This is a genomic window from Pseudoduganella sp. RAF19 (assembly GCF_052114165.1).
Taxonomy (GTDB): Bacteria; Pseudomonadota; Gammaproteobacteria; order Burkholderiales; family Burkholderiaceae_D; genus Rugamonas.
Map to the genome: position 1 here is coordinate 86,120 of NZ_JBFREF010000011.1, position 21,620 is coordinate 107,739.

The following is a 21,620-nucleotide window of genomic DNA, read 5'->3' on the forward strand; positions in this document are numbered from 1 at the left end:
GTTCTTTCCTTGTTCCTTAGATTTCCCGTATCCATATGATGCTGGTCTTGCCACCGACTTGCTCGCGACGCACCAGTGACCAGCTGACCAACTCGGCACGATCCAGCTTGACCCGGCTCAGCACCAGAAAGTAGCCGCTGCCCGCATCTACTTCCACACCGTTGATACGCTTCTTGCCAATGCTGGTCAGGTACTGGTCGAAGTCCGACGCGCGCGGGAAGAAGGCGCGCTTGCGAGCCACCACTGCCGTCTGCGCCTCGCTCAGCGCCATATCGGTAATGGACGACAGCACTTCCGCCGACGCCGTGTTCACATTCACCTTCGTCTGCTCCGGCAGCACGATCACGAAATCGCGCAGCTTCTCGATCGCTTCCTGGTTGAAGCCAGCGACCGACAGCAAATCCTCCACCCGCAGCAGCTCCATTGGCTGCCCGTTCCCCGAGGGGACCGGCAACTGGCCCTGCGCCGTGCCTGCCGGCGGCGTAGCGCTGGACACCTGGCTGCGCGCTACCTGCTCCGCCACCGCCGCCGCCAGCGAGGGATTCAGCTGAAGGTTCTGCAGCAGGCGCTGGAAAACAGTGACCTGCGCCGGAATGACAAAGCGGTTGCTGGCCAAATTTGCCAGATTGTAGCGCGCCTGAGCATCGTAAGTCTGTCCGGCGATTGTCGCATCGAAAGATTCGTTCTGAACCCGCTCACGCTCCACAAACTGGTCGAGACGCGTTTCGGCCAGCGGCGTGGCCCAGATGCCGTCGGCGCGCGTGACGCCGCGGCTGTCGGTCAAGTCCTGGCGCAGCACCAGGCGCACCAGGTCAAGGCCGCCGCGCAGAATCCAGCGGGTCTGGAAGTGCAGACGCTGGTTTTCCATCGAGCGCACCTGCACCTGCTGCTGCCAGAACAGGCTGGCCACGATGGACACCGCCAGGGTGGTGAGCAGCAAGGCCGTCACCACAGCCACGCCTTGTTGCCGGATCGAGGGGCGCTTGTTCATACAGCCCCCAGCAGGAAGACTTTGGACAGCACTTGCGGCAGGCCCTGGATTTGCAGGGTGATTTCGAGGCCGGTCGGGCCAGTGCCCGGCAGCGTCGGCGTGAACTGCGCGCCGGTGCCGGTGCCGGTCCCTGTACCAGATCCGGCTCCGCTGCCCGTGCCCTGCCCCTGGCAGCCGCCCGGCTCGGTGCTGGTGCAAGGTGCCTCGCCCTCGGGCTGCTGCACGGTGGCCAGGGAGGTCGAAGAATTCTCCACCTGCTTCCAGCCGCCGTTCTCCCACACGCGTACGGCCATGCTGCTCACGCCCGGCTGCAGGTCCACATCGTTCTGCCAGCCCGGATCGCCCAGCGCCGCCTGCCACAAGGAATCCAGCTGCACCAGATCGCGTGTGGCAGCCGATTCGCGGCGCGACAGCACGCCGTCGCGAATGCGGTAGCTCACGACCTGCAGCTGCGAAGCGGCGTTCTCGCCCATCACGGTGCGGATGAAAATCAGGCGGGTGTTATCGGCCAGCAGATTCTGGTGGTTGTTCAGCACCGTGGCCTTGTCCGCAATCTGCTCCAGATCGCTTTGCAGCTGGGCGAAGGCAAGCTGGATGCCGCGCGTCTGCTCCATCTGCGCGGTCAGCTGCTCGCGCGAGCGTACGATGCCATCCAGGCCGCGCCAGCCCAGCACGGCCACGATGGCCAGCACGGTGATGGCCACCAGCAGTTCAACCAGCGTAAAACCGGATGCGCGCTTCATTCCTGCAGCACCAGTTGAACCAGCTTGATGATGCGGCGCTCAGGGCGGCTGGCTTCGTACACGCTCACTTCCACGCGGCGCATGCGCGGGTTCGGGCTCTGGATCACCTCTTCATCGCACAGCAGATTCAGGTCGCCCTGCGGGCATTCGAAAGTCGTCTTGCCGATGGCAGGATAAGTCTTCGCCAGGCGCACCTGCACCAGACGGTTTTCGGCCGACCAGGTAGCCATCATGGTGGCGCGCAGGCCGTCGCTGTTCTGGGTCAGGCTGCCCATGGCGCGCAAAGCGGCGCCCAGCGCCGTGCCGACAATCAGCAGCGCCACCAGCACCTCCAGCAGGGTAAAGCCTTTCTGGCGCATGCTTAGTCCACCGTGAAATGGCCCACACCGTCGGCGCGGATGGTGGCCTGGACGTCGCCCAGCGCCAGCGTCAGTGCGAAGGGTTTGTCCACCGGCTCGCGGCCGAACACGATGCGCATATTACCCGGCGCATTGGTGGCCGGGTCCAGCAGCAGGCGGACGGGGGATTGTTTGAAGGGACGCTCGCGCAGCATATCGTCTTGCGGCAGCGGTTCCCAGGTGCGGTCGTTGCGGACCAGGAAGCGGTAATTCTCCGCATCGGCCTCGAAAGCCACTGGGCGGTTGCGTACGATGGCCTCATCCCGCGCCAGCTGCAACAACAAGGCGATACGCTTGGCTTCCTGCTGCAGGGACTGGCGCTGGCTGGGCGCTGCGTTCATCGTGACGAGGCCCAGCGTGAGGCCGATGATGACCAGCACCACCAGCAGCTCGATCAGGGTAAAACCGCGCTGGCGGCCCGCCATGTTTCAGACTTCCTTATTGTTCCCAGGAGCCGATATCGGCATCGTCGCCGGTGCCGCCGGGCTGGCCGTCGGCGCCGTAGGAGAACACATCGACTTCACCTTTCAGGCCTGGGGACAGGTATTGATAAGGATTGCCCCATGGGTCTTTCGGCATCTTCTCGATGTAGCCGCCGGCCTTCCAGCCATTGGCGGCAGGGCCGCTGGTTGGCTTGGTCAGCAGGGCTTGCAGGCCTTGCTCGGTGGTCGGGTAGCGCTGGTTATCCAGCTTGTACAGCTTCAGCGACTGCATGATCGTGGCGATGTCCACCTTGGCGGCAGCCACCTTGGATTCGGCGGCGCGGCCCAGCAGCTTCGGCACCACGAGTGCAGCCAGCACGCCCATGATGACCACGACCACCATGATCTCGATCAGGGTAAAACCGCGCGCGCGGCGGCGTTGAGAAATCTTTTGCATAAAGGTTCAGTTACAAATTAAACAAGAATGCCTAAACTAGCAGTATAACGGGGCCGGAGCCCCGTGTCTGTTTTAGTCACGTTTGGTCACGAACGTTAATCCCGCTCGCGGGCCGACACGCCAATGCGGCGCAGCGCGCCATCATTGCTGCCGGCGATGCTCGACGACACCGATTCCAGCGTCTTCACGACCGGCTGCTCACTGACGAATGGACGCACGCCCACCGCCGTATCGATCTCCTTCGGAAAAATGATGGAGCCGCGCGTGATGACTGCCGCCACCTTGCGGATGTCGCCAATGTCCCTGGTCGGATCGCCATCGACCAGCACCAGGTCTGCCAGCTTGCCCTTTTCGATGCTGCCGCGGTCATTGCTGGTGCGGGTATACAGCGCGCCATTGCGGGTCGCGATCTGGATCGCCTGCGACGGGGTCAGACCCGCCTTGACCAGGAATTCCAGCTCGGACTGCAGGGTGAAGCCGGCGATATCGTCGGTGCCCGCCACCAGCGGCACGCCGGCCTTGTACATGATGCCGACGAACTGCACCATCTTGGCGTAGGATTTTTCGTAGCGCTTCTGGGTTGCCGCATCCGGAATCTTCATGGTGCCGACGTGGAAGTTGCGCGCCACGTCAGGCGGCATATTGCCTTCCACTGGCGCCCAAGGCTCATTCACATCGCCATCCTTCTGCTTCAGGAAGGCGAAGGTGGACAGGGTCGGATCGATCACGATCTTCTTCTTCGCCAGGAAGGACACAAAATTCTTCACCGGCTTGGAGTTGAAGTCCAGATCGGCCGTCTTTTCAGCCGGCAGGTAGAAGCGTTCCAGGCTGCGCGTTTCCACACCTTCCTTGAACAGGAAGTTCAGCATCACCTGGTTGATGTGCTGGATCTCGTCGTAGCCTGCATCCAGCGCCTGCTGGGCGCGCAGGCCGGCCGGGATGTGGCCGGACACGCGCAGGCCGCGCTCATGCGCGTAGGAGACGGTGTCCTTCAGGATCTCTTTCGGGAAGGAGTTGTAGATCTTCAGCTGCGGGTAGCCATGTTCGGCATACCAGTCGATCGCGTTCTTCGCCTGCGGCAGGGTCTTCACCACGAAACCGCCGTTGGAGGAATAAGGGCTCTCGCCTTCCAGGAAACCGGCCGGCACGATCTGCGGACCAAGCAGTTTGCCGTTGCTGGTCTCGTCGATCATCATCTGGATCTGGGCGTTGTCGTTGCCCATATCGCGCAGGCTGGTCACGCCGGCCGAGATGTGCAGCGGACCATCCCAGCGCGAGATGTGACCATGCATATCGAACAGGCCAGGCAGCACGATGCGGTTGGCGGCATCGATCTCGTTGACCGCGCCGCGCACCGGCGCACCCGCCGGCAGCACGGCAGTGATGCGGCCGCGCAGCATGTAAATATCGGACGGCTTGCCGACGGTGGCCTTTTCGCTGTCGAAGATGCGCGCATTGCGCACCACGGTCAGGCCTTCCAGCGGATGCTGCAGCTTGGCCGCCAGGTCGTTCAGCATCTTTGCTTCCGCAGCCTTCTGGTGCTCGGCCAGCAGCTTGCCGTTGTTCTGCCAGCCGTCCAGCGAGAACACGAAGGTGCCGGGGATGACCACCGCGAACAGGGCAGGCTTGTCGCCGGTGGTGGCCCAGGAGAACTGCGGACTCAGACCCAGGCCGGTTTGCGCCAGCAGCTGCACGGTCTGGGTGGATTTGCCGTCAGCGCTGGTGACCTGCACTTCATCGAGTTTGACTTGCTTCAGCGTGCCGGAAGGCAGCAGCGGCATGCTGGCATCCGGCGTGTTTGCGAGCGCGGTAATGGCGGCAGACGACACCTCAAACGAACCGTTCAGCGCAACGTAGATGGCGGGGCCGGTTACGTCCTTGCTGCCTTTTTCCGTGGTCGAATGCCACTGCGCCTTGCTGCCGCTGCGCTCGAAATATTCGTCCACCACGGCGCCATACGTCGAATTGCCTTTGACGTGATAGCTGCTCATGGTGCCGTCCGGCGCCAGGCGGAATTCTTCCGTCAGTTCGGGGCCACGGCCGTTGTCCTTGTAGATGAAGCGCACTTTGGTCAGGCCGTCGTCCATGCGTTCGACAACCTGTTCGCCGGTCTGCTTGCCGTTGTTCTCGGAAATGATCACATAACGCGTGGTCGACGCGGCCTGCGCGCTGAAAGCGGCGGCGATGGACAGTGCAAGTACGGAGGCAATACGCTTCATTACGGTGGATCTCCCTGGGCTTTTAGTTATGAGCCGCGCAAACGGGGCAGCCGTCGTTGCGGGTGATGGTAATGCTGGTCCATTCCATGCGCAGACCGTCCAGCAGCAGCAGGCGGCCGGCAAGCGATTCGCCGATTCCCATCACGAGCTTCAGCGCTTCCGCTGCCTGCATGGCGCCCACTACGCCGACCAGCGGCGCGAACACGCCCATGGTGGAACAGGCCACATCCTCGAAAGGCTGGTCTTGCGGGAACAGGCAGGAATAGCAGGGCTGTTCGCCACTGCGCGGATCGAACACACTGAGCTGGCCGTCGAAGCGGATCACGGCGCCGGAGACGAGCGGCACCTTGTGCGCCACGCAGGCGCGGTTGACGGCATGGCGGGTCTTGAAATTGTCGGTGCAGTCGAGCACCACGTCGTGCTGCGCCACCAGTTCGGCCAGGCGCGCATCGTCGGCGCGCTCGACCAGCGCGGTGATGCTGATCTCCGGATTGATGGCGTGCAGGGTTTCGCGCGCCGATTCCGCCTTGGGACGGCCAACACGCGCCGTCGTATGAGCGATCTGGCGCTGCAGGTTGGTGAGGTCCACTTCATCGTTGTCGATGATGGTGAGCTGGCCGATGCCGGCCGAGGCGAGGTACATCGCTGCCGGCGAACCGAGGCCGCCCGCGCCGATCACCAGTGCCCGCGCTTGCAGGATTTTCTGCTGGCCTTCGATGCCGATTTCATCGAGCAGGATGTGGCGCGAGTAGCGCAGCAGTTGTCCGTCGTCCATCGCTTACTTTTTGGCCGCCGCCTTGTTGTCGAGCGGCTTGGGCGTTTCGACCGGCTTGGCTTCCGGCTTCGCTTCAGCGACCGGCGGCTTGTCGGCTTCCACTTTGTCGGCCTTGGCCAGCTTCACAGGAAGACCCTTGAAGTGGTTGATGGCCTGGGCCAGCTGGAAATCGTCCTTGCCGCCGAATTCGACCGGCTTCTGGGTCTTGGCCAGTGCGATCAGGCGCTGCTCTTCTTCCAGTTCGTCGCGGCGCGCGGCTTTCGGCGCATCGGCGTCGTCGTTGCTGAGGTGCTTGTCCAGATCCGATTCGCGGATGCGCAGGCTGTTCAATGCGTCGCCTTCCGCCGTTTCATCGACCGCGAAGTCCGGTACGATGCCCTTGGCCTGGATGGCGCGGCCATTTGGCGTGAAGTAGCGCGCGGTGGTCAGCTTGACGGCGGTATCGGGTGTCAGCTGGCGCAGGGTTTGCACCGAGCCTTTGCCGAAGGTCTGGCTGCCCATCACGATGGCGCGCTTGTAGTCCTGCAGGGCACCGGCCACGATTTCCGATGCGGATGCGGAGCCGCCATTCACCAGCACCACCATCGGCACCGTCTTCAGCGCGGCTGGCAGCTTGGACAGCGGATCGCCGCCGTGGCGGCCGGAATAGTATTCGGGACGTGCGTAGAAGGTCTGCTGGGAGTCGATCAACTGGCCGTTGGTGGACACCACCACGGAATCCTTCGGCAGGAAGGCCGCCGATACGCCAATTGCGCCAGGCACCACGCCACCCGGATCATTGCGCAGGTCGAGGATCAGGCCCTTGATGTTCGGATTGTCGGCGTACAGCTTGTTCAGCTTTTTCGCCATATCGTCGACCGTCGGTTCCTGGAATTGCGAGATGCGCAACCAGGCGTAGCCCGGTTCGATCATCTTCGCCTTCACACTCTGCACGTGGATTTCTTCGCGCACGATGGGCACCATCAGCGGCTTGTCTTCGTTCTTGCGCGAGATGGTCAGCATGATCTTGGTGTGCGGATCGCCGCGCATCTTCTTGATCGCTTCATCCAGCGACAGGCCCTTGAGCGGGGTGTTGTCGATGCGGGTAATCAGGTCACCAGCCTTGATGCCGGCCTTGAAGGCGGGCGAATCCTCGATCGGCGACACGACTTTGACATAGCCGTCTTCCATGCCCACTTCGATGCCGATGCCGACAAACTTGCCGGCCACCGACTCGCGCATTTCCTTGAAGGCTTTTTTGTCCAGGTAGACGGAGTGGGGATCGAGCGAGGCGACCATGCCGGCGATGGCGTCTTCCACCAGCTTCTTGTCGTCGACCTGCTCCACGTAGTCGGTCTTGATCAGGCCAAAGACTTCGGACAGCTGGCGCAGCTCCTCCAGCGGCAGCGGCGTGCCCGCTTTCTGCGCCACGGCGGAAAATTGCATCGAAGCGGCGACACCGGCCACCATGCCCAGGCCAATCAGGCCGAAACTCTTGAACTTATTGCCCATGACGCCTTCACTTATTGCTAGAACTTCACCCACCCGGCAGGATCGAATGCCTTGCCCTGGTGCCGCAATTCAAAGTATAAACCCGATTCTTCGTTACCACCGGTATTTCCGGCCGCTGCGATCGGGTCGCCTGCCTTCACCGCGTCGCCTTCCCGTTTGAGCAGGGACTCGTTGAAGCCGTAGATACTCCAATACTGGCCACCGTGATCGACGATGATCAGGTTGCCGAAGCCGCGCAGCCAGCGCGCAAACACCACCCGTCCGGCGGCCACGGAGCGCACTTCCGCCCCTTCCGGCGCCTGGATGAACATGCCCTTCCAGCTCACGCCTTCGCCGCGCTTGGTGCCGAATTTGGCGGCCACCTTGCCCTGCACGGGGGCGCGCAGCTGGCCCTTGAGGGCGGCAAAGGCGCCATCCGGGGCGGCCGGTGCCAGCGCCACTTCGGACGGACGCGGCGCCTTGTCGTCGCGTTCCGGCTCTTTTTCGGCCACGCGCGGCGGTTCTTCCGGTTCCGGCTTGGGTGGCGGCGTCTTGATGCCCTTGGCCCTGTTTTCCTGCGCCAGGCGCTCGCGCTCCGCTGCGGCTTTGGCGCGGGCCAGGGCGCGCGCTTCCGCTTCCGCCTTGGCTTTGGCGGCACGTTCGGCGGCCAGTCTTTCCTGGCGCGCTTTTTCCGCAGCCGCGGCGCGCGCCTGTTCTTCGATCAGCTTGTTCAGGCGCTCGACCAGGCTGCCGAGGCGCTGGTCATCCTGCTCCAGCTTGCCGGCTTCCTTGCGCTGGGCCAGCAGTTTTTTGGACAGATTGGCCAGCAGGGCGGCACGGCGGCCCTTTTCCTGCTCCAGCACTTTCTTCTGCTGGCGCTCCTCCTCGGCGATTTCATCCAGTTCCTGCTTGGCGTTCTGGGCTTCGGCCTGGTTGTCCTCGACCGCCTTCAGGTTAGCGCGCAGGGATTCCAGCAGCCTGGCCTGGGCCTGGGACACATAGGCCATCAACTGCAGTTCGCGGTTGATGCGGTTGGGATTGTCGCCGGAGAGCAGGAGTTTGATGCGGTCTTCATTGCCTGCCTGGTACTGCTCGCGCAACAGCTTGGCCAGCTGCTGCTTTTGCGCCGCCACCACGGCGGCCAGGCGCAATTGTTCAGCGGCCAGCTGGGCCAGCCTGGTATTGGTCTGGGATTGTTCCTCGGCCAGGTCGCGCAGGCTGCGGTTGGCGTTGGAGATGGCTTCTTCGGACTCCGCCAGCGTATCGGCCGCATCCTCGCGCGCGCTTTCGGTCTTGCCGATGTCGCGCTTGAGGTTGCTGAGCTTCTGCTGCAAAGCGGCCCGCTCCGCTTCGGCGGAGGCTTTTTGCTTGCTGCGTTCGGTCTGTTTGGGCGCCGCGTAGGCGGCACCCGCGGCCAGCACCAGTGCGAGCAGGGCCGCACCGGCACGCCGGATCGGAGTCACTGCCATCCGGAATTACTTGGCCTTGCCCTGGTTGGCCACAGCAGCCTGGGCGGCGGCGATCGCTGCCGGGTCGCCCAGATAGTAGTGCTTGATCGGCTTCAGGTCGGCGTCCAGTTCGTACACCAGCGGCTGGCCGTTGGGGATGTTCAGGCCAACGATGTCTTCATCGCTGATACCGTCCAGCATCTTGATCACGGCGCGCAGGCTGTTGCCGTGGGCCGAGATCAGGATCTGCTTGCCGGCCTTGATGGCAGGAGCGATCTCATCATTCCAGGCCGGCATGACGCGCGCCACGGTGTCTTTCAGGCATTCGGTCAGCGGGATCGAATCCTTCGGCAGGCCGGCGTAGCGCGGGTCGTTGTAGGAGGAGCGGTCATCGTCCGCTTCCAGGGCCGGCGGCGGCGTATCATAGCTGCGGCGCCATACCAGCACCTGCTGGTCGCCAAACTTGGCGGCGGTTTCGCCCTTGTCCAGGCCCTGCAGTGCACCATAGTGACGCTCGTTCAGGCGCCAGTCGTGCTTGATCGGCAGGTACATCAGGTCCATCTCATCCAGGGTCAGCCACAGGGTGCGGATGGCGCGCTTCAGCACGGAGGTGTAGCACAGGTCGAATTTGAAACCGGCTTCCTTCAGCACCTGGCCGGCGATCTTCGCCTCGCCCACGCCTTTTTCCGTCAGATCGACATCGGTCCAGCCGGTGAAGCGATTTTCAAGATTCCACGTGGACTCGCCATGACGCATGAATACGATTTTGTACATAGAGCAATATCTTAAGAGTAGGAAATTGGTGAAAAACCGCGGCCGGAGCTACGCGCAAGCTTCTATTTTATAATGCGCGGATTAAGTTCAACCATTGAAAACCCGTGAAATTCGACCTCTACCATATCATTCTTATCGGCATCGTAGTCATTTCCGGCGGCGCGCTGCTCTGGCCAGTCCTGACTCAGCGCAGTAAAAGAGCCTCCCCTGCCGAAGCAACCCTGTTGATAAACCGCGGTAAAACCACCATTGTCGATGTACGCACTGCCGAAGAATTTGGCACAGGCCGTCTGCCGGAATCCGTGAATATTCCTGCGGCCAACCTGGCAAACCGCCTCGGCGAGCTGGAAAAGTCCAAAAGCAAGACTGTTATTGTTGTTTGCCAAAAGGGGACGCGCGCCTTCAGCGCCGCGAAAATTCTGGAAAAGGCTGGATTCACTGACGTCGTCGTGCTGGAAGGCGGCGTCGCGGCTTGGCAGGCTGCCAGCCTGCCAATGAAGAAATAACTGTGAAGGATTAGCCATGACCACCAACGTAACCATGTACAGCACCCTGGTGTGCCCCTACTGCGTCCGTGCCGAGCGCTTGCTCGAAAGCAAAGGCGTATCGAACATCAATAAGATCCGCGTTGACCTGGACCCAGCCCAGCGCCAGCTGATGATGGAGAAAACCGGCCGCCGCACCGTGCCGCAAATCTATATCGGCGACACCCACGTGGGCGGCTTCGACGATCTGTACGCTCTCGACCAGGCCGGTGGCCTGGACCCCTTGTTAAAAGGTTAAACGATCCCCAAATACAACGGAGGGCAGTAAAACGGTTTGCAAATAAAGCAGTTTTGCTACAATTTGCCCTCGCGTTTGATTTGGGCTGTCCGCAGCCTAGCAAGCAAAACCAGAGACCTATTACGATAACGAAAGCGATCCATGTCTGACGAAACCCTGCAACCCGTATTCCAAATCCAACGCGTCTACCTGAAGGACATGTCGCTGGAACAGCCGAACTCCCCGGCTATCTTCCTGGAACAAAACCAGCCAACCATCGAAGTGGCCCTGGACGTGGGCGCTGAGCCGCTGTCCGAAGGCATCTTCGAGTCGACCGTGACCATCACCGTGACCGCCAAGGTCGGTGAAAAGGTCGCTTTCCTGGTGGAAGGCAAGCAAGCCGGTATCTTCGAAGCCCGCAACATTCCTGCTGAACAGCTGGACCCACTGCTGGGCATCGGCTGCCCGAACATCGTGTACCCATACCTGCGTTCGAACATCGCCGACCTGATCACCCGCGCCGGCTTCCCGCCAGTGCACCTCGCTGAGATCAACTTCGAAGTGTTCTACCAGCAGCGTCTGGCCGCCCTGGCCCAGCAGCAAGCTGGCGGCGCCGAAGCTGCACCAACCGTGCAGTAATCTTTCTGTTGTACCATGGAAGCCCGAGCGGCTTCCTGTCCACAAAGGCCCTTAGCGGCCTTTGTGCGTTTATAGACATGCGATTTGCAATGAAAATTTCCCGTTCGATAGTTTTAGCCTTTACGCTGCTGGCGTCCGCTGCGGCTTCGGCTGTCGACTTTCGGACGGTAGGCGCTGCTCCGGCCATCCTCTACGACGCTCCCTCCCTCAAGGCAGGCAAGCAATTCATCGTTCCGCGCGGCGCGCCGCTGGAAGTCGTGATCACTTATGGCGACTGGGTCAAGGTGCGCGACGCGGACGGCAGCCTGGCCTGGACCGAAGCCAAGGGCCTGAGCAAGCAGCAGCGCAATGTCATCATACGCAATGCCAATACCAAGGTGCGCGCCGCGGCGGATGAGGCCTCCGCCATCGTGTTCACCGCCGACAAAGGCGTGCTGCTGGAACTGACTGAACTGGCCGGCAATGGCTGGACCAAGGTGCGCCACCGCGATGGCAGCAGCGGTTATGTGCGCAGCGCCGATATCTGGGGCCTCTGAAGTAATGCAGAACAATCAAAAAACAGCGGCCACGCCGCGCAAGATCAGCGTGCTGGGCGCCGGCGCCTGGGGCACCGCGGTGGCGATTGCCGTCGCCGCCCGCCACGATGTGCTGCTGTGGGGCCGCAATGCGGACGCCATGGCCGAAATCGCGGCCGCGCGCGAGAACACCCATTATCTGAAGGGCTATCCCTTCCCCGACAGCCTGGCTGTCACGGCCGATTTCGATGCGGCCGTCGCCCACGTGGGCACCGACGGCTTGCTGATTGCGGCCAGCCCGGTGGCCGGACTGCGCCCGCTGCTGAAGGCGCTGAAAGGCAAGAACATTCCCAACATCGTCTGGCTGTGCAAAGGCTTCGAATACGAAACCGGCCTGCTGCCGCACCAGATCGTGCGTGAAGTCCTGGGCGATGCGGTGCCGGCCGGCGCCCTGTCCGGCCCCTCCTTTGCGCAGGAAGTGGCCAAGGGCCTGCCGTGCGCGCTGACCATCGCTTCCTCCTCGGCCGCGCTGCGCGAATGCGTGGTGCAAACGGTCCACGGCGGCATGGTGCGCGTGTATTCCAGCGAAGACCTGGTGGGCGTGGAAGTGGGCGGCGCCGTGAAGAACGTGCTGGCCATCGCGACCGGCGTGGCGGACGGCATGGGCCTGGGCCTGAACGCCCGTGCTGCCCTGATCACGCGCGGCCTGGCGGAAATCACCCGCCTCGGCACGGCGCTGGGCGGGCAGGTGGAAACCTTCATGGGCCTGACCGGCATGGGCGACCTGATCCTCACCTGCACCGGCGACCTCTCGCGCAACCGCCGCGTCGGCCTCGGTCTGGCGCAGGGCAAGTCGCTGGAGACGGTGGTCAATGAACTGGGCCACGTGGCGGAAGGCGTGCCCTGCGCGAAAGCCGTACGTGAACTGGCGCAGAAGCTGGGCGTAGAAATGCCGATCACGAATGCCGTGGCGGGCGTGCTGTTCGATGGCGGCAAACCGCAGGAACTGGTGCAGCGTCTGCTGGCCCGCGACCCGCGCGGGGAAACAACCACCGGCCCTGCAAGCTGAGCCTATAATGGTCCATCAGCGCTTTTTTCTTGAAAGCGGACGATGGATACCTCAGCGATCGACCTGAGCGAGCTGGCCGTCGACCCGGCCGTCATGGCCAAGTGGCAGGGCATTCTCGACCTCGTCGCAAAAATCATCCAGGTGCCGGCGGCCCTCATCATGAAGGCCGAGGCGGAGGCGATGCGCGTGCTCATCGCCAGCAACTCGCCCGGTAATCCCTATAGCGCCGACGCGCTGGCGCCCAATAACAGCGGCTACTACTGCGAAACGGTGATGGCCACGCGGCGCCCGCTGGTGGTGCCGAATGCGCTGGCCGATCCGCGCTGGCAGGACAACCCCAACGTCCCGCTGGGCATGATTTCCTATATGGGCTATCCCCTGCGCTGGCCGGATGGCCGCATGTTCGGCACCATGTGCCTGCTCGATCGCCACGAGAATTCTTATGACCCTGTCCACGCCGAGCTGTTGGAGCAATTCCGCGATGTGGTCGAGCAGGACTTGCTGCAGATCTGGCACTGCCGCCAGCGCAAGGCGGAAGATGCGGCCCTGATGCAGCAGATTATCGTGACCGAGAAAATGGCCACGGTCGGGCGGCTGGTGACGGGCATTGCCCACGAACTCAATACGCCGCTGGGGAATATCGTGCTGAGCGCATCGACGCTGGCCGACCGCATCGCTTCGGTGACAGCGCAGCTGCAGTCGCGCCAGCTGACGCAGGGCGGCTTGCAGCGCCTGCTGGAAGAAGCCCGCGCCGCCTGCCAGATGATAGAACGGAACAGCGGACGCGCCGGCGATCTGATCGCCAGCTTCAAGCAGATCGCCGTCGATCAGGATGCGCAGGAACGCCGCCTGTTCAAGCTGGAGGAAACGGTGCGCAATATCGCGACGGCGATGGGTCCCATGCTGAACCGCGGCCACGTGGAGCTGTGTACCGATATCCAGCGCGGGCTGACCATGGACAGTTATCCCGGCCACGTCGAGCAAGTGCTCGCCAAGCTGATCGACAACTCACTGGCCCATGCTTTCGATGGACGCGGCGAGCGGCGCATTACGATTTCCGGCCTGCTGGCGGATCACGATACGGTGGAGCTGGTGTACCAGGACAACGGCTGCGGCATCCCGCCCGAGGAACTGCCGCGCGTGTTCGATCCCTTCTACACGACGCGTGTCGGCGAGGGTGCGCAAGGACTGGGGCTGGCGATCGTGCTGAACGTGGTGCAAGCCATCCTGCACGGCACCGTCCGCCTCGACAGCGCCGCCGATGCCGGCGTGCGATTTACCTTCCGCCTGCCGGTCAATCCCGCAGCAAAATAGTCAGCAGCAGCAGCGAATTCTGGTTGGCGCGCAGGGCATGCGGCGCGCCGCCTTGCAGATAAAGCATCTCGCCCGCACGCATGATGGCGGTACGCCCATGCGCATCGAACGCCACCTCGCCTTGCAGGCATTGCAAGGTGATCTGGCCCTTGACGCTATGCTCCGGGAGCGCCTTGCCGGATGGGAGCACGATGCGTATCAACTCCAGCTGTTCCGTCTTCGCCAATGCGATGGACGAGAACTGCGACAGGTCTTCCCCCGCCGGTCCCTGGATGCCGATCATCTGCCCGGATGATGCGTGTGGTAGCGCCATGATGCCCTCCTCTGCTTTTCTCTACATGTTACCAGTCTCTGTACATATCGCATCCCATGTTGTGCGAAGCTGCGCATATAATGACGCAGCGAAACGGCACGCATTTGCCGCATCCACTGGAGTTCACATGAAACACATCGTTGTCGCAGCCATCGCGCTCGCCCTGTCCGTCCCGGCATTCGCCAAGACCCACTCGACCAAAAACCACGCGGCTGGCAAGCACAGCGTCCACAAGACCCACAAAGCCAAGCACCACAAGGCACCGAAGGCCTGAACAGTCGCTCAAGCTGGGGCGGCGCAGTCCGCCCTGCTTACAATCTCGTGACATTTTCGCGGCAACTGTCCACTAAGATAGGCCGATGGAAATCCGAACCCACCACTACGGCCCCCTTCCCTCCCAGGCCGGAGAACTCTACCTCCCCTCAGGCAACCATCTGCCCGTGATTTGCTTGCTGCATGGCGGCTTCTGGCGTCTGCCGCATGGACGCGACCAGTTCGACGTGGTGGCGCAAGATCTGGCAGCTAGCGGATTGGCAGTCTGGAATATGGGCTACCGCCGCCTCACCGAACACGGCGCGGATTACCGCCACGTGTTTGCCGACGCCGCCTCAGGACTCGACCATCTGGCTGTGCTGGCAGCCGGCAGCACGCACATCGACCTGACGCGCGTGATCGTAGTGGGACATTCCGCTGGCGGACAACTGGCGCTCTGGCTGGGTTGCCGCAAACAGGGCCGCGTGAAGCCGCTCGCCGTGGCCGGACTGGCGCCGGTGGCCGACTTCCACGCCACGCACAAGCTCGATCCCGCCGACAGCGCCGTCGCCTCTCTGCTGGGCGGCGCGCCGGATTCGGTGCCCGAACGCTACCAGACCTATTCCCCGCGCGGCCTGCTGCCGCTGGGTGTGCCGCAACTGATCATCCACGGCAGCGAAGACGAATCCCTGCCCGCCTATCTGTCACGCGGCTATGCGGAAGATGCCCGCGTACGCGGTGATCGCATTCATCACGTGGAAATCGAAGGCATGGACCATATGGCCTTCCTCGACATTAACAGCGCCGCGCATAGCTCACTCAAGCAGTGGCTGGAGCAGCTTCTTCATTAAGCGGGACTGGGCGCCCCCATCAGATCCGCCCTACCCAGTTGACGCCAGGCGGCGGGCGTGTAGCCGGTGTGCTGCTTGAAGACGCGCTTGAAGGCCGCCACCGAGTTGTAGCCGACCTTCTCCGCCACGCGCTCGGTCGAACCACCCGGCTTGCGCAACTCGTCCGCGGCTAGCGTCATGCGGATATCGAGTAGCAGGCTGCTGGCTGAACGTCCCAGCTTCTCCTGAAAGTGACGCGCCATGGTGGCGCGCGACATATTGCACAACTCGGCGAGGCGCGGCAGCGTCCATTCCTGCGCCGGTTCACGCATCATCGCTTCCAGTGCCGGTGCGAGCCGAGGCGAACCGGCCAGCGCCATCAGGCCAACCGGCGCATCCTGGGCTTCGCTGGCCAGCCGCAGCACCAGGGCGAACAGGGCCGCCGACAGCGCCTTCAGCATCGCATCCCCACCCAGATTGCCATTGGTGGATTCCTGCCGCATCAGCGCCACCAGCCCGGCCAGCTGGCCCGCACTTTCGCCCCCGCGCACGATCAGGCGCGCGGGCAGATAGGCGCGCATCAGCCGGTCGCTGTGCGGCGGCAGGACGAAGCGCCCGCACAGCATGTCCAGCCGCACGCCGCTGCCGACGTTCTCGCTGACCGTCAGGTTGGGCGCATCGCGGTAGCGCGCCGTGGCGGGCTTCTTGCCGCTGCCATCGTGCAGGCGGTGTGCCGAGCCGTGCGGCATCAGCACGACGTCGCCCGCATGCAGCATCTCCGGCGGGCCGCCCGCCGGATCTTCCACCACCGCCGTTCCGGCATTGACGATGTGATAGGGGATCTCGCCCGGCGCGGAATCTTCATACACGACACGCCACGGCGCGCCATACAGGCAGCGTACTTCCAGCCTGCCGCTGGCGGGCGTCAGTTCCAGCAGACGGCTGAGCCAATCGATAGTGGACATAAGTGAATGAGACGAATTAGCACGATATTGAGTATTTTATCCGTTATCCGGCTCAGCGCGGCGGCATAAAGTACATCCATCCCAACCACTGTCGTAAAGGAGAACATCATGAGCCGAATCACTACCCCAGCGATTGCCAGCGCCACCGGCGCCACCGCCGAGATTTATGCCCAGATCAAGAAAGCCGCCGGCGGCGTGCCAAACACCTTCGCCACCATCGGCGCCCATGGCCCCGCAGCACTGAAAACCGTGCTGGCAGCCGACGCCACCGTCACTTCGCTGAGCAAGCAGGAGCAGGAAACCATCAAGCTGTTGGTCAGCGAAATCGCCGGCTGCGATTACTGCGTCGCCGCGCACACCATGCTGGGCAAAATGACGGGCCTGAGCCGCGACGCCATGAAGCAGATCCGCAAATTCGAACCGACCGGCGATGCCAAGCGTGATGCACTGGTGCGTTTCGTGCGCCTGCTGCAGCAGACCAGCGGCACCATCCTGCAATCCGAATTCGACGCCATCAAGGCGGCCGGCTACACGGACCAGCAAATCGTGGAAATCAGCCTGGCGATCGCAGTGACCACCTTCACCAATGTGTTCAACCGTATCAACGACACCACCGTCGATTTCCCGGCGGCCGACTAAGGGGAACGAACATGCATGCACTGATCAAGGCACTGTCACGCTCCAAACTGATGTCGCCGGACCTGGACTTGCACGTCCTGCGCGCGGCGATGGTCATCACGTTTTTCTTTTTCGGCTACCAGAAATGGTGGGAATACGAAGCCCAGGTGCTGATCCCCTACATCAGCAACGGCCCGCTCATTTCATGGATGTATCCCGTGTTCGGCGTGCGCGGCGCGAGCTGGTTTCTCGGTGCCGCTGAGTGGACCTTCGGCCTGCTCATTTTCGCGGGCTTCTGGAACCGCAAGATTGGCATGCTGGGTGCGCTGGGCTCCGTGATCACCTTCGTGATGACCGTGACCATCATCCCCTTCATTCCGGGCGGATGGGAAGCATCGGCGGGCGGCTTCCCTGCCATGGTCGGCCCGGTGGCCTTCCTGATGAAGGATGTGGTGCTGCTGGCCGCTTCGGTTTATCTGCTCAAGCAGGACGTGTTACATTCGTCGCTTCACAGATAAAAGGAGTTCCGATGACCAAGCACGCCCTGTCCTTTGCCGTCTTGATGGCCTTTGCCGGCGCCGCCTCTGCCGAGGTAACGCTGATCCAGGCCGGAACCCTGCTCGATAAACCCGGACAAGCGCCGCGCGGCGCCTCCACGGTGGTGGTCGACAATGGCAAAGTGCAGGCCGTGCTGGATGGCTTCGTCGGCGCAGACAAATATCCCGGCGCAAAAATCGTCGACCTGCGCCAGCGCTTCGTGCTGCCAGGCCTGATCGACAGCCACGTGCACCTGATCTCGGACCGCGCCGGGGCCGAAGGCGCGCTGGCCAATGTGACGACCAGCGCCGCCTCCTGGGCTTACGAGGCGCAGCTGAATGCCGGTAAAACCCTGAGCGCGGGCTTCACCACCGTGCGCAATCTGGGCGACAGCGACCAGGGCATCACCCTTGCCCTGCGCGATGCGATCGCCAAGGGCTGGGTCAAAGGTCCGCGCATCATCGATGCAGGCACCCCAATCTCCACCACGTCCGGCCACATGGACGGCCGCCTGGGCTACGCGGACTGGGTGCAGGAAGCCATCCACACCGACAATGTATGCGACAGCGCCGAAAGCTGCCGCCACGCGGTGCGCCTGCAAATCGGCCGCGGTGTGGACGTGATCAAGATCGCCACCACCGGCGGCGTGAACAGCCAGGTTGGCGCAGGCGTCGGCAAGCAGATGTTCGACGACGAAGCCAAAGCCCTGATCGAAACCGCCCACTTGTATGGCAAGAAGGTCGCCGTGCACGCCCACGGCAAGGATGGCGTGGATCTCGCACTGACCTACGGGGCGGACTCCATCGAACACGGCACCCTGCTCGATGAAGGCAGCGTCAAGCTGTTCCTGAAATCCGGCGCCTACTATGTGCCGACCATGTCCACCATCAATGGCTATAAGGAGCGCCTGGCCGCCAATCCCAATGCCTACTCGCCGGAAGTGCTGGAAAAGATCAAATGGCGCATCGGCATCACCGGCAAGGCTTTCCGTCTCGCGCATGAGCGTGGCGTAAAGATTGCGTTCGGCACGGATGCCGGCGTATCCAAGCATGGCCGCAATGCCGACGAGTTCGAACTGATGGTGGAATTCGGCATGACGCCGATGGAAGCCATCAAAGCGGCTACGGTGAACGCAGCCGATCTGCTGGGCGTAAGCAAGGACGCCGGCTCGCTGGAGCCGGGCAAGAATGCGGACATCATCGCTGTCAGCGGCGATCCGCTGAAGGATGTGCGCGTGCTCAAACAAGTGCCGTTCGTGATGGCGAACGGCAAAGTGTTCAAGCAGGATCTGTAATTATTTATCCGTCGGGATCAATGCGGGCTTGCCCGCATCCTTCAGCAGGACCACCACAAATTTAGCTGGCTTGGTCTTGCTGGCGTTGCGGCCGACGGTGTGCACATCGTTCGGGCCTTCGTAGAAAGTCTCGCCGGCCTTCAGCGTAACTTCCTTGCCGCCTTTGACGCCCATCACGATCGAACCTTCAATCACGTACACGAATGCGTGTGCATCGTGGCGGTGAATCGGGTCGGCGCCGCCAGGCGGGTACTCCACCTGCAGCATCAGGGCTTCCTTGCCGGGATAGTCGGGCAGCGCCTTGGTGAACAGGGCTTTCACCGCCGGTCCCGGCGCTTCCGCCAGCGCTACCGGACTGGCGATTGCACCAGCCAGCAGGCAGGCCGCGGCCAGCATGAGTTTTGGATTGCGCATTGTCGTTCTCCTTATTGAATATTCCCAATATTAGGAATGAAAGCGCGAGCTTGGCGGACAAATATCCCGGAAATCATGCCAGTCTGGTGTTCGCTGGCGTACGGAGCCGCCACGCCAAGTCCCGTATGGTATGGCCTTGTTTACGACAAATGAGGACAGTACCATGACTCCCTTCACCAACGAAGAACTGCAAGACCTGCGCGACAAGGTCAAGGACGTGAAGTTCGGCATGCTGACCACGGCCGACGATATGCGCGCGCTGACCAGCCGCCCACTGACTCTGCAGCAGCTCGACGACGAAGGCCGCATGTGGTTTTTCGTCTCCAATCAGGAGCAATTCACGCGTGAGCTGCTCAACAATCCGCTGGCCAACCTCAGCTTCGCCGATGTGGACGATATGCTGTTCGTGTCGATTGCCGGCTATGTAGAAATCGTGGACGACCGCGCCAAGGCTGAAGAGCTATGGAACGTCGAGGCCAAGACCTGGTTCCCGAACGGCGTCGACGATCCGCACCTGGCCATGCTGAAGTTCAGCATCGACACGGCCGAATATTGGGATACCGGCAGCAGCAAGATGGTCACGCTGTTTGCCATGGCGCGCGCCGCACTGACGGGCCATCCGCCGAAGAACGTCGGCGAGCATCGCCGTATCGGCTCATGACAGCAGCTGCGCGATAAGGTCCTCCAGTAGCCGCAGTTGTTCCTGCAGTTCGCTCAGCAGCGGCGACGCGCCGCCATGGAATTCGGTGTTGTGCAGCAGGTGGTTGCGGAACTTCGACATGCCGCGCGCTTGTCTGAGCAAGGCCAGCGCCGGCTCGCACTGCGCAGGCGGCTGCTGCTTCAGACGCGCCTTGATGCGGTCGAGGCGCTTGCCGAAGGTAAGCTTGCGCGTGTCGTCAGCGCCGACGATGGCGGCGCAGAGCCTGAACACATGCGCTTCCAGCTTGGCGAACTCGTAGATGAAGCTGCCGAGGGCGAACTTCCATTGGTCCTCCGGCGTGAACATGGTGCTAATCCCAGTTCGGGTCTGACGATCCGAGCGCGCTGGCGGGCCGCGACCAGCGCATGCGCGCCTCGCCCACCGTAAGCGGCGTATACGGTCTGCGTGCGGGTCCCCAACCGGTTTGTTCGATCTCCGGCGCAATGTCGGACTCGCCCAGCGGCTGCCACGCAGCGCGCTCGGGCGGACGCGGCGCTTCCGTCAGCAAGCGCGCCGTGCGCGCCAGCGACAATCGCCAACGGGTGGCACACTGCTGCGTGAGCCGCGCATAAATGCCGCGAATCACGGCCGCCGCAATCAGATAGCCCGTCGCGTGATCCAGCGCCTGGACTGGTAGCGGAACCGGCTTGGCCGCGTTCTGCGCCTGCATGCCCGCATCCGCGATACCGGCGCTCATTTGCACCAGGCTGTCGAAGCCACGGCGCCCGCGCCACGGGCCACTCCATCCATAAGCATTCAGTGAAACGTCGATCAGATTCGGATTCAGTGCTACGCGTGCTTCCGCACCGTAGCCCAAGCCATCGAGCGCGCCATCGCGGTAGCCGTGCACAAGAACGTCGGCTTGCGCCAGCAACCGTTCAAACACGGTGCGATCGCCGGCTTCACGCAGGTCAAGACGTGCGCAGCGTTTGCCAAGCGTGACTTCAGGGATGAGGATGCCTTCGTCCCAACCCGGCGGATCGATGCGCAGCACTTCAGCACCGAAACCGGCGAGAAAGCGCGTCGCGACGGGACCTGCCAGCACGCGCGTGAGATCGAGCACGCGGATGCCTTTCAGCGGACGCGCGGCGTCCGGTCGCCATGTCCACGCATCGCACGGCCGGCTTTCGCGCAGCATCAGCGGCGCATCAGTCAGTGCGATGCTTTGCGGATGCGCGCGCCACTCGTCCAGCGAGCGCATGGCCGCAGCGCAGCCGCCATGCGCCACAATGGCAGCCTCCAGTTCGTCGGCTTGCCAGCGTGCGACACCTTGCGCGACGGCCTCCCGCTCGGCCGCGCACCGCAGTACCGCCAATGCTGCCGCGCGGTGATGCGGTGCATTCGTATGCAGGCGAATCCAGCGATCCGCCGCGCGGTAATCGCCCGCAACCGCATCCCATGCCGGCGGCAGTTCCCATCCCTGCGGCTGGATCGTGAAGCCAAACCATAGCGATGCCAGACGACGCGATACGGTGACGTTGCCACTAACGCCCGGCAGCGATGCAAGCGCCAGCCCGGCCGCACCGATCGATGCGACGGCGAGGTCCGAGGTAGCGAAGACGGAGGGAAGGATGTCATCGCCGCTGAACGTGCAGCGTTCCAGCAAAGCAGCGTCGCCATCCAGCGCTTGCCAGATGGCGGCCAACAGGTGATGCGAAATCTCGTGCATGGAATGGTCCTTGTGACGACTTCAAGCCGGAC

Annotated in this window: 27 protein-coding genes; 12 read left to right on the forward strand and 15 right to left on the reverse strand. The window is 62.8% G+C overall.

Annotated elements, in window-relative coordinates:
• Window positions 1-16 precede the first annotated feature (16 nt).
• The 10 genes from gspK to gpmA form a co-directional block, all read right to left on the reverse strand.
• The gene (gene gspK / locus AB4Z19_RS26135) at window positions 17-991 is read right to left on the reverse strand and encodes a type II secretion system minor pseudopilin GspK (protein ID WP_442022951.1); all 975 of its coding nucleotides are present in this window, start codon (window positions 989-991) and stop codon (window positions 17-19) included.
• Window positions 988-1,734, reverse strand: coding sequence for a PulJ/GspJ family protein (locus tag AB4Z19_RS26140; RefSeq protein WP_442022950.1), 747 nt, complete (start codon window positions 1,732-1,734; stop codon window positions 988-990). The genes gspK and AB4Z19_RS26140 overlap by 4 nt, the downstream gene beginning before the upstream one ends.
• Window positions 1,731-2,093, reverse strand: coding sequence for a type II secretion system minor pseudopilin GspI (gene gspI / locus AB4Z19_RS26145; RefSeq protein ID WP_442022949.1), 363 nt, complete (start codon window positions 2,091-2,093; stop codon window positions 1,731-1,733). The genes AB4Z19_RS26140 and gspI overlap by 4 nt, the downstream gene beginning before the upstream one ends.
• A gap of 2 nt (window positions 2,094-2,095) precedes the next feature.
• Window positions 2,096-2,557 (reverse strand): type II secretion system minor pseudopilin GspH, encoded by a 462-nt coding sequence (gene gspH / locus AB4Z19_RS26150; RefSeq protein ID WP_442036563.1) that lies wholly within the window; start codon window positions 2,555-2,557, stop codon window positions 2,096-2,098.
• Between the two features lie 13 nt (window positions 2,558-2,570).
• Entirely contained in the window at window positions 2,571-3,011 is a 441-nt protein-coding gene (gene gspG / locus AB4Z19_RS26155; protein WP_442036565.1) for a type II secretion system major pseudopilin GspG, read from the reverse strand.
• Window positions 3,012-3,106: 95 nt separating this feature from the next.
• Entirely contained in the window at window positions 3,107-5,230 is a 2,124-nt protein-coding gene (locus AB4Z19_RS26160; protein ID WP_442036567.1) for an amidohydrolase family protein, read from the reverse strand.
• 22 nt (window positions 5,231-5,252) lie between these two features.
• On the reverse strand, window positions 5,253-6,005 hold the full coding sequence (locus AB4Z19_RS26165; RefSeq protein WP_442023696.1) for a HesA/MoeB/ThiF family protein: 753 nt from the start codon (window positions 6,003-6,005) through the stop codon (window positions 5,253-5,255).
• Window positions 6,006-6,008: 3 nt separating this feature from the next.
• A complete protein-coding gene (locus AB4Z19_RS26170; RefSeq protein ID WP_442023698.1) occupies window positions 6,009-7,496 on the reverse strand; it encodes a S41 family peptidase in 1,488 nt (495 codons plus the stop codon).
• A gap of 17 nt (window positions 7,497-7,513) precedes the next feature.
• Window positions 7,514-8,944: a murein hydrolase activator EnvC family protein gene (locus tag AB4Z19_RS26175; protein ID WP_442023700.1), complete on the reverse strand. Its 1,431-nt coding sequence runs from the start codon at window positions 8,942-8,944 to the stop codon at window positions 7,514-7,516.
• 6 nt (window positions 8,945-8,950) lie between these two features.
• Complete coding sequence (gpmA, locus tag AB4Z19_RS26180; RefSeq protein ID WP_442023702.1) at window positions 8,951-9,697, reverse strand: 2,3-diphosphoglycerate-dependent phosphoglycerate mutase; 747 nt, start codon at window positions 9,695-9,697, stop codon at window positions 8,951-8,953.
• 104 nt (window positions 9,698-9,801) lie between these two features.
• Between gpmA and AB4Z19_RS26185 the strand changes: the two genes are divergently transcribed.
• The 6 genes from AB4Z19_RS26185 to AB4Z19_RS26210 all read left to right on the forward strand — a co-directional run bounded on the left by AB4Z19_RS26185 (window position 9,802) and on the right by AB4Z19_RS26210 (window position 13,996).
• Window positions 9,802-10,203 carry a rhodanese-like domain-containing protein gene (locus tag AB4Z19_RS26185; RefSeq protein ID WP_442023704.1) on the forward strand — a complete coding sequence of 134 codons (402 nt, stop codon included), beginning with the start codon at window positions 9,802-9,804 and terminating at the stop codon, window positions 10,201-10,203.
• 16 nt (window positions 10,204-10,219) lie between these two features.
• Complete coding sequence (gene grxC, locus AB4Z19_RS26190) at window positions 10,220-10,480, forward strand: glutaredoxin 3 (protein ID WP_442023706.1); 261 nt, start codon at window positions 10,220-10,222, stop codon at window positions 10,478-10,480.
• A 141-nt stretch (window positions 10,481-10,621) separates the two neighbouring features.
• On the forward strand, window positions 10,622-11,098 hold the full coding sequence (gene secB / locus AB4Z19_RS26195) for a protein-export chaperone SecB (RefSeq protein ID WP_442023708.1): 477 nt from the start codon (window positions 10,622-10,624) through the stop codon (window positions 11,096-11,098).
• Window positions 11,099-11,187: 89 nt separating this feature from the next.
• Window positions 11,188-11,634 carry an SH3 domain-containing protein gene (locus AB4Z19_RS26200; RefSeq protein WP_442023710.1) on the forward strand — a complete coding sequence of 149 codons (447 nt, stop codon included), beginning with the start codon at window positions 11,188-11,190 and terminating at the stop codon, window positions 11,632-11,634.
• A gap of 4 nt (window positions 11,635-11,638) precedes the next feature.
• Window positions 11,639-12,682 (forward strand): NAD(P)H-dependent glycerol-3-phosphate dehydrogenase, encoded by a 1,044-nt coding sequence (locus AB4Z19_RS26205; protein WP_442023712.1) that lies wholly within the window; start codon window positions 11,639-11,641, stop codon window positions 12,680-12,682.
• A gap of 42 nt (window positions 12,683-12,724) precedes the next feature.
• Window positions 12,725-13,996: an ATP-binding protein gene (locus AB4Z19_RS26210; protein WP_442023714.1), complete on the forward strand. Its 1,272-nt coding sequence runs from the start codon at window positions 12,725-12,727 to the stop codon at window positions 13,994-13,996.
• On the opposite strand, the gene AB4Z19_RS26215 is transcribed toward AB4Z19_RS26210, so the two are convergent.
• The gene (locus AB4Z19_RS26215) at window positions 13,977-14,309 is read right to left on the reverse strand and encodes a cupin domain-containing protein (RefSeq protein WP_442023716.1); all 333 of its coding nucleotides are present in this window, start codon (window positions 14,307-14,309) and stop codon (window positions 13,977-13,979) included. The two genes, AB4Z19_RS26210 and AB4Z19_RS26215, sit on opposite strands and share 20 nt — an antisense overlap.
• A 127-nt stretch (window positions 14,310-14,436) precedes the next feature.
• Between AB4Z19_RS26215 and AB4Z19_RS26220 the strand changes: the two genes are divergently transcribed.
• Together AB4Z19_RS26220 and AB4Z19_RS26225 are read left to right on the forward strand one after the other, a co-directional pair.
• Entirely contained in the window at window positions 14,437-14,583 is a 147-nt protein-coding gene (locus AB4Z19_RS26220; RefSeq protein ID WP_442023718.1) for a hypothetical protein, read from the forward strand.
• Between the two features lie 85 nt (window positions 14,584-14,668).
• Entirely contained in the window at window positions 14,669-15,412 is a 744-nt protein-coding gene (locus AB4Z19_RS26225) for an alpha/beta hydrolase family protein (RefSeq protein ID WP_442023720.1), read from the forward strand.
• Here the strand turns inward: AB4Z19_RS26225 and AB4Z19_RS26230 are convergent.
• On the reverse strand, window positions 15,409-16,356 hold the full coding sequence (locus tag AB4Z19_RS26230; RefSeq protein ID WP_442023723.1) for a cupin domain-containing protein: 948 nt from the start codon (window positions 16,354-16,356) through the stop codon (window positions 15,409-15,411). The genes AB4Z19_RS26225 and AB4Z19_RS26230 overlap by 4 nt on opposite strands.
• 108 nt (window positions 16,357-16,464) lie before the next feature.
• On the opposite strand from AB4Z19_RS26230, the gene AB4Z19_RS26235 reads away from it, so the two are divergent.
• From AB4Z19_RS26235 to AB4Z19_RS26245, 3 genes are read left to right on the forward strand one after another with little or no spacing between them, the layout of a single operon-like run.
• The gene (locus AB4Z19_RS26235; RefSeq protein ID WP_442036569.1) at window positions 16,465-16,995 is read left to right on the forward strand and encodes a carboxymuconolactone decarboxylase family protein; all 531 of its coding nucleotides are present in this window, start codon (window positions 16,465-16,467) and stop codon (window positions 16,993-16,995) included.
• 11 nt (window positions 16,996-17,006) lie between these two features.
• Window positions 17,007-17,492 (forward strand): YkgB family protein, encoded by a 486-nt coding sequence (locus tag AB4Z19_RS26240; RefSeq protein ID WP_442027248.1) that lies wholly within the window; start codon window positions 17,007-17,009, stop codon window positions 17,490-17,492.
• A gap of 11 nt (window positions 17,493-17,503) precedes the next feature.
• Window positions 17,504-18,805, forward strand: a complete 1,302-nt coding sequence (locus tag AB4Z19_RS26245; RefSeq protein ID WP_442027250.1) for an amidohydrolase family protein — start codon at window positions 17,504-17,506, stop codon at window positions 18,803-18,805.
• On the opposite strand, the gene AB4Z19_RS26250 is transcribed toward AB4Z19_RS26245, so the two are convergent.
• The gene (locus tag AB4Z19_RS26250) at window positions 18,806-19,219 is read right to left on the reverse strand and encodes a cupin domain-containing protein (RefSeq protein WP_442027251.1); all 414 of its coding nucleotides are present in this window, start codon (window positions 19,217-19,219) and stop codon (window positions 18,806-18,808) included.
• A gap of 163 nt (window positions 19,220-19,382) precedes the next feature.
• Between AB4Z19_RS26250 and AB4Z19_RS26255 the strand changes: the two genes are divergently transcribed.
• The gene (locus AB4Z19_RS26255; protein ID WP_442027253.1) at window positions 19,383-19,880 is read left to right on the forward strand and encodes a pyridoxamine 5'-phosphate oxidase family protein; all 498 of its coding nucleotides are present in this window, start codon (window positions 19,383-19,385) and stop codon (window positions 19,878-19,880) included.
• Here the strand turns inward: AB4Z19_RS26255 and AB4Z19_RS26260 are convergent.
• Both AB4Z19_RS26260 and AB4Z19_RS26265 read right to left on the reverse strand, forming a co-directional pair.
• Window positions 19,875-20,225 carry a hypothetical protein gene (locus tag AB4Z19_RS26260; protein WP_442027255.1) on the reverse strand — a complete coding sequence of 117 codons (351 nt, stop codon included), beginning with the start codon at window positions 20,223-20,225 and terminating at the stop codon, window positions 19,875-19,877. The genes AB4Z19_RS26255 and AB4Z19_RS26260 overlap by 6 nt on opposite strands.
• 4 nt (window positions 20,226-20,229) lie before the next feature.
• On the reverse strand, window positions 20,230-21,588 hold the full coding sequence (locus AB4Z19_RS26265; RefSeq protein WP_442027256.1) for a CoA transferase: 1,359 nt from the start codon (window positions 21,586-21,588) through the stop codon (window positions 20,230-20,232).
• Window positions 21,589-21,620: the final 32 nt, after the last annotated feature.

Coding starts and splice junctions, on each gene's coding strand:
- gspK (WP_442022951.1), bottom strand. CDS start 991: ATGAACAAGCGCCCCTCGATCCGGCAACAAGGCGTGGCTGTGGTGACG.
- AB4Z19_RS26140 (WP_442022950.1), bottom strand. CDS start 1,734: ATGAAGCGCGCATCCGGTTTTACGCTGGTTGAACTGCTGGTGGCCATC.
- gspI (WP_442022949.1), bottom strand. CDS start 2,093: ATGCGCCAGAAAGGCTTTACCCTGCTGGAGGTGCTGGTGGCGCTGCTG.
- gspH (WP_442036563.1), bottom strand. CDS start 2,557: ATGGCGGGCCGCCAGCGCGGTTTTACCCTGATCGAGCTGCTGGTGGTG.
- gspG (WP_442036565.1), bottom strand. CDS start 3,011: ATGCAAAAGATTTCTCAACGCCGCCGCGCGCGCGGTTTTACCCTGATC.
- AB4Z19_RS26160 (WP_442036567.1), bottom strand. CDS start 5,230: ATGAAGCGTATTGCCTCCGTACTTGCACTGTCCATCGCCGCCGCTTTC.
- AB4Z19_RS26165 (WP_442023696.1), bottom strand. CDS start 6,005: ATGGACGACGGACAACTGCTGCGCTACTCGCGCCACATCCTGCTCGAT.
- AB4Z19_RS26170 (WP_442023698.1), bottom strand. CDS start 7,496: ATGGGCAATAAGTTCAAGAGTTTCGGCCTGATTGGCCTGGGCATGGTG.
- AB4Z19_RS26175 (WP_442023700.1), bottom strand. CDS start 8,944: ATGGCAGTGACTCCGATCCGGCGTGCCGGTGCGGCCCTGCTCGCACTG.
- gpmA (WP_442023702.1), bottom strand. CDS start 9,697: ATGTACAAAATCGTATTCATGCGTCATGGCGAGTCCACGTGGAATCTT.
- grxC (WP_442023706.1), top strand. CDS start 10,220: ATGACCACCAACGTAACCATGTACAGCACCCTGGTGTGCCCCTACTGC.
- secB (WP_442023708.1), top strand. CDS start 10,622: ATGTCTGACGAAACCCTGCAACCCGTATTCCAAATCCAACGCGTCTAC.
- AB4Z19_RS26200 (WP_442023710.1), top strand. CDS start 11,188: ATGAAAATTTCCCGTTCGATAGTTTTAGCCTTTACGCTGCTGGCGTCC.
- AB4Z19_RS26205 (WP_442023712.1), top strand. CDS start 11,639: ATGCAGAACAATCAAAAAACAGCGGCCACGCCGCGCAAGATCAGCGTG.
- AB4Z19_RS26210 (WP_442023714.1), top strand. CDS start 12,725: ATGGATACCTCAGCGATCGACCTGAGCGAGCTGGCCGTCGACCCGGCC.
- AB4Z19_RS26215 (WP_442023716.1), bottom strand. CDS start 14,309: ATGGCGCTACCACACGCATCATCCGGGCAGATGATCGGCATCCAGGGA.
- AB4Z19_RS26220 (WP_442023718.1), top strand. CDS start 14,437: ATGAAACACATCGTTGTCGCAGCCATCGCGCTCGCCCTGTCCGTCCCG.
- AB4Z19_RS26225 (WP_442023720.1), top strand. CDS start 14,669: ATGGAAATCCGAACCCACCACTACGGCCCCCTTCCCTCCCAGGCCGGA.
- AB4Z19_RS26230 (WP_442023723.1), bottom strand. CDS start 16,356: ATGTCCACTATCGATTGGCTCAGCCGTCTGCTGGAACTGACGCCCGCC.
- AB4Z19_RS26235 (WP_442036569.1), top strand. CDS start 16,465: ATGAGCCGAATCACTACCCCAGCGATTGCCAGCGCCACCGGCGCCACC.
- AB4Z19_RS26240 (WP_442027248.1), top strand. CDS start 17,007: ATGCATGCACTGATCAAGGCACTGTCACGCTCCAAACTGATGTCGCCG.
- AB4Z19_RS26245 (WP_442027250.1), top strand. CDS start 17,504: ATGACCAAGCACGCCCTGTCCTTTGCCGTCTTGATGGCCTTTGCCGGC.
- AB4Z19_RS26250 (WP_442027251.1), bottom strand. CDS start 19,219: ATGCGCAATCCAAAACTCATGCTGGCCGCGGCCTGCCTGCTGGCTGGT.
- AB4Z19_RS26255 (WP_442027253.1), top strand. CDS start 19,383: ATGACTCCCTTCACCAACGAAGAACTGCAAGACCTGCGCGACAAGGTC.
- AB4Z19_RS26260 (WP_442027255.1), bottom strand. CDS start 20,225: ATGTTCACGCCGGAGGACCAATGGAAGTTCGCCCTCGGCAGCTTCATC.
- AB4Z19_RS26265 (WP_442027256.1), bottom strand. CDS start 21,588: ATGCACGAGATTTCGCATCACCTGTTGGCCGCCATCTGGCAAGCGCTG.